The sequence below is a fragment of the Janthinobacterium sp. BJB401 genome, from assembly GCF_013372745.1.
Lineage (GTDB): Bacteria > Pseudomonadota > Gammaproteobacteria > Burkholderiales > Burkholderiaceae_D > Janthinobacterium > Janthinobacterium rivuli.
Map to the genome: position 1 here is coordinate 1 of NZ_JABXFH010000099.1, position 5,016 is coordinate 5,016.

A 5,016-nucleotide genomic window follows, 5' to 3' on the forward strand; every position below is an offset into this window, starting at 1 on the left:
GATACGCCGCGGGTGGTGTCGGCTTACGCGCTGCGCGCTAAGCCGACCTACGTCTGCCTTTATCATTTTCACCACATGTTGTGCACGGCGGGCATCGTCATGTTCTCTTCATATTGACACTGTACGATGACCTCCATTCTCATCAAGTAGTGTGTGCACCCATGTTGGCCAAGCTTAAACTCGTCAAAACTCCCAAAGGCATCGATAGCGCCTTGATGCTGTCGGCCATGCTGATAATTTGGATCGGCAATTACAGCAACCTCGACCTCATGATCGCCGACAGTATGTTCGACGGAATGCGCGGGCAATTTGTCGGCGCTGGCAGTGCATGGACGCGCGGTTTCCAGTTCTGCATGACCTTGCTGGCCGCAGCTGCGATTGCTCTGGCGGTCTGGGACACGCAGCGTCCACTGGCCTGGCCGGCCTCACGCCGCAGCGCCTTGCATGTCGTGGCGCTGTCGGCTGTCCTGGTGCCATTAAGTATTTACTTGCTATCCTCGTTCAGTGATGTCCCTTGCCCCACGGATTTGTTGCGCTACGGCGGACTGGAACCGTACACGCGCCTGCTGGAAACATTACCGGCCAGCGCATCTGCCATGGTCTGCCTGCCCGCTACACAGGCGAACATTGCCTGGTGGATGCTGGCCGTGCCATTGTTCTGCCTGCCCGGACGGCCGCGCACGGCGTTTCTGCTCGTCGGAGTCATATTGCTGTGCGGTTTGGCCGCAGGCTGGCAGCAACAGTTGCAAGGTACGCAATTTTTTACACACACCTTGTGGTCTGCCTGGATTGCTTCTTTCCTGATATATCTGCTGCATAAGCTGCTCCGGGCCGAGGACGCGTTGGCCTGAAACACAAAAGTACGTCACAATCTGCCTGTGTAGTTGTCGTTTCATACAAAAACAGGAGCACCATGAACGAGCAGATTGCGAGAGAAGTGGTATTGGTCCGTGCTATCGAGACGGCCGACCAGAAAAAAGAAGTCCTCAGCGAGGATGACCGCATGTATGCCAGCCGCAGCGCGCGTGAGCTTGCGCAGTGGCAAGCTTCGGGCAAGCAGGCCGAAGTGACAGGTGACGATTTCCTGCAGCAGCGCTCGGAACTGATCCTCAAGCGCATCACCGAGCGCACGCCCGCCTTCGCCGCTTTCGCGAAACGCCGTAATGGCATGAAAACCCTGGCGCTGGCCCTGCCCCTGCTGGCTTTGCTGCTGGGCGCCGGGCTGGACCGCATCACAGATCCCCATCGTGTCGACTTGCTGTCGGCGCCCTTGCTGCTGATCATCGCCTGGAATGTGCTGGTCTACCTGGGCTTGCTGATCTGGCTATGCATCCCTTCGCGTTCCCTGGGCTGGCCGAAGGCGGGACTGGTGCGCCACCTGAGCGTGGGCCGCCTGGCCCTGCCGCGCAAACTGCCGCACGCCTTGTCCTCGGGCTTGCTCAGTTTCATGGGGGAATGGGCGCACTTGAGTGCCAAACTGACGGCTGTGCGCCTCAGTCGTACCATCCACCTGAGCGCCGCCATGTTTGCCATCGGCGCCGTCGCTTCACTGTATGCGCGCGGCTTTCTGTCGCAATACGCAGCCGGCTGGGAAAGCACCTTTTTGAATGCCGGCCAGGTGCACAGCCTGCTTTCGACCTTGTTTGCGCCGGCTATTGCTCTGTTTCATTTGCAAGGATTTTCGCTGGCGGAAATCGAAGCACTGCGCTTCCCGCAAACGACGAGCGTTGAAGGCGGCGCGCGCTGGGTGCATTTGTATGCGGCAACGATTTTCCTGCTGGTCGTCGTTCCCCGCCTGATCCTGGCCCTCGTCAACAACTGGCGCGCCGCGCGCCTGGCCAGGAACTTTCCGCTGGATCTAGATCAACCGTATTTCCGCAAGCTCAATGAAAGCATCGGCGTGGCCACGGGCGGCATGCTGCGCGTCTTGCCATACAGCTTTACTGTCGATGAGGCACGTCACAAGGGGCTGGGGCAAATTTCCCTCATGCTGTTCGGCGAGCAGGGCCGCATGATGCTGCGTCCATCGACGTCGTATGGCGAAGAACCGCAGGACGTCTTGCGCGACACGGACTTGAATGATCCGCAAGTCAATATCACGGCCGTGCTGTTCAATCTGACGGCGACACCGGAGAAGGAAAATCACGGCGCCTTCCTCGATTACCTGGCGCAATCGTCGGCACGCGGCATTGCCGTGCTGATCGACGAATCCAGCTACCTGGAGCGCGCGGGCGAACAGGTGGATAACGGCGCGCGCCTGGCGGAACGAGTCGCCTTGTGGCAACAGTTCTGCCAGTTCCACAAAACCACGGCCACCGTGGTCAATTTGCTCAACCCTGCCTTGCGCCCGCTCGATGCCGGTGTCGGGCTGAAAGTATCGGCAGCAGCATGAGTGTGAATGTGAATAAAGATGTGCAGGATGATGCGGTGCAGATTCAGTTTGCGCTGATTTCGCACACGAATAATGGCAAGACTACCCTGGCGCGCACTTTGGTCGGCGTGGACATCGGCGAAGTGCGCGATGCCGCTCACGTGACGGTGTTTGCCGAATCGCATACCTTGCTGGCCACGCCGCAGGGCGATGCCTTGCAATTGTGGGATACGCCAGGCTTTGGCGATTCCGTGCGCCTGCTCAAGCGTCTGGGGCAGTCGGGTAATCCCATCGGCTGGTTCCTGCGCGAAGTGCTGGACCGTTACCGCGACCGTCCGTTCTGGCTCAGCCAGCAAGCGCTGCGCACGGCCAAGGACTCCGCCGATGTGGTGCTGTACCTGGTCAATTCCTCGGAACACCCAAAGGATGCGGGCTACTTGCCGGCGGAAATGAAAATCCTCGCCTGGCTGGATAAGCCCGTGGTGGTCTTGCTCAACCAGATGGGGCCACCGCGTCCTGGTAAGGAGGAGCACGGCGAGCAGGCACGCTGGCGCGAGCACCTGCAGCAGTATCCGATCGTGCGCGATGTCCTGGCGCTCGATGCCTTTGCCCGCTGCTGGGTACATGAACGCGTGTTTTATGAAGCCGTGGGGAAATTATTGCCGCAATCGCAGCAAGCCGGCTATGCGCGTCTGTTTGCTGCCTGGCAAGAGCAGAATACGGCGCGTTTCCGGCAGGCCATGCACCTGCTGGCCACGCAGCTGGCGGTGGCCGGACAGGATCGCGAAGCCATTGATCCGGCGTCCAGGGGCTTGTTGAAATCGGCCTTGCAGGTGGTGGGTATCGGCAAGAATGCAGAGCAGCAACGCCAGGAAAAGGCCATGGCCAGCCTGGTGGCGCGACTCAATACGCATAGCGGTACCACCACGCGTGAGCTTTTGATATTGCACAAACTCGACCCGACCGATGCGCATAAGATCAATAGCCGGATACGGGAAAATTTCGCCGTGCGCGCGCCTATCGACAAGGCGCAAGCGGGGTTATTGGGCGCCATGATTTCCGGCGCGGCGACGGGCCTGTCGGCCGACCTGATTTCCGGCGGCCTGACCTTGGGCACTGGCGCTTTGCTTGGCGGCGTGGTCGGTGCGCTGACGTTTGCAGGCGCAGCCTGGGGTTTTAATTCCGGCACGGACCGCAATGAGCCCACGATGCAATTTACCGATGCTTTCCTGCGTACCCTGGTAGTGGCTGGCGTGCTGCGTTACCTGGCGGTGGCGCACTTTGGCCGTGGCCGCGGTAACTTCGTGGAAAGCGAAGCGCCGGCCTTCTGGCAAGATGAAGTCGAGCAGGCGGTGGCGCGCCATGAAGGCGCATTGGCCGAGTTGTGGAAAGAGGTGCGCCGCGAGAAATCAACTGAACTGGCGGCCGAGCGTGTGCAGCCCATCATCGCGGCGATCACTGCCGATGTACTGGCGCGTCTGTACCCGGACGTGGCGCAGCCGATGTAAATACGGGCTTCCATCGCCTATTTCCAACAGGGTTTCCCATGTGCACACATAAAATCGCCGTCATTGCCGGTGACGGCATCGGCAATGAAGTCATGCCGGAGGGCTTGCGTGTCATCGAGGCGGCCGCCCGCCGTTTCAATATCGACTTGCAGTTCACGACAATGGCTTGGGCCAATTGCGATTATTACCTGGAGCATGGGCAAATGATGCCCTCGGACTGGTTCGCCCAGCTCAAGGATTTCGACGCCATCTATTTTGGCGCCGTGGGCTGGCCGGACAAGGTGCCCGACCATATCTCGCTGTGGGGTTCGTTATTGAAATTCCGGCGCGAGTTCGACGAATACGTCAACTTGCGGCCTGTGCGCCTGATGCCGGGCGTGCCGTGTCCGCTGGCGAATAAGAAGCCTGGCGATATCGATTTTTATGTGGTGCGTGAAAATACGGAAGGAGAGTATTCATCCGTGGGCGGGCGCATGTTCGAGGGGACGGAGCGCGAAACGGTGCTGCAGGAATCCGTGTTTACCCGCAAGGGCGTCGACCGTATCCTGAAGTATGCGTTTGAACTGGCGCAAAGCCGGCCTAAAAAACACCTGACATCGGCGACCAAGTCGAATGGCATTGCCATCAGCATGCCATATTGGGATGAGCGGGTGGAAGCGATGGGCCCGAGCTTTCCCGATGTCCGCTGGGATAAATACCATATCGATATCCTGGCGGCCCGCTTTGTATTGAGCCCCGAGCGCTTCGATGTGGTGGTCGCTTCAAATCTGTTTGGCGATATCCTGTCGGACCTGGGGCCCGCCTGCACGGGAACGATTGCCATCGCCCCATCGGCCAATATCAATCCGGAGCGGACTTTTCCTTCCGTCTTCGAACCGGTACACGGTTCCGCACCCGATATCTATGGCCAGAATATCGCCAACCCGATCGGCATGATCTGGTCGGGCGCCATGATGCTGGACTTCCTCGGTAATGGCGACGCCAATTACACGGCGGCGCATGACGCGATTGTGCGCGCCATCGAGCAGGTGCTCGAGCATGGTCCGCGCACACCGGACATGGGCGGCAGCGCCAGTACGACCGATGTCGGCATGGCGGTTGCCGAATTACTCAAATAAAGCTTGCCGCCCATGGGCG

Annotated in this window: 4 protein-coding genes; all 4 read left to right on the forward strand. The window is 59.6% G+C overall.

The genetic code is table 11. The annotated features are described in order from the left end of the window. The first annotated feature begins 161 nt into the window (after window positions 1–161). The 4 genes from HWE17_RS28225 to HWE17_RS28240 all read left to right on the forward strand — a co-directional run bounded on the left by HWE17_RS28225 (window position 162) and on the right by HWE17_RS28240 (window position 4,997). Window positions 162–851 (forward strand): acid phosphatase, encoded by a 690-nt coding sequence (locus HWE17_RS28225; protein WP_099404133.1) that lies wholly within the window; start codon window positions 162–164, stop codon window positions 849–851. A 62-nt stretch (window positions 852–913) separates the two neighbouring features. After that, window positions 914–2,392, forward strand: a complete 1,479-nt coding sequence (locus HWE17_RS28230) for a DUF2868 domain-containing protein (protein ID WP_099404134.1) — start codon at window positions 914–916, stop codon at window positions 2,390–2,392. Further along, window positions 2,389–3,879, forward strand: a complete 1,491-nt coding sequence (locus HWE17_RS28235) for a DUF3482 domain-containing protein (RefSeq protein ID WP_099404135.1) — start codon at window positions 2,389–2,391, stop codon at window positions 3,877–3,879. The genes HWE17_RS28230 and HWE17_RS28235 overlap by 4 nt, the downstream gene beginning before the upstream one ends. A gap of 38 nt (window positions 3,880–3,917) precedes the next feature. Continuing rightward, complete coding sequence (locus HWE17_RS28240; RefSeq protein ID WP_099404136.1) at window positions 3,918–4,997, forward strand: tartrate dehydrogenase; 1,080 nt, start codon at window positions 3,918–3,920, stop codon at window positions 4,995–4,997. Window positions 4,998–5,016: the final 19 nt, after the last annotated feature.

What these genes read in the sequence shown, in the direction of transcription:
- HWE17_RS28225 (WP_099404133.1), top strand. Translation starts at nt 162, where the DNA reads ATGTTGGCCAAGCTTAAACTCGTCAAAACTCCCAAAGGCATCGATAGC.
- HWE17_RS28230 (WP_099404134.1), top strand. Translation starts at nt 914, where the DNA reads ATGAACGAGCAGATTGCGAGAGAAGTGGTATTGGTCCGTGCTATCGAG.
- HWE17_RS28235 (WP_099404135.1), top strand. Translation starts at nt 2,389, where the DNA reads ATGAGTGTGAATGTGAATAAAGATGTGCAGGATGATGCGGTGCAGATT.
- HWE17_RS28240 (WP_099404136.1), top strand. Translation starts at nt 3,918, where the DNA reads ATGTGCACACATAAAATCGCCGTCATTGCCGGTGACGGCATCGGCAAT.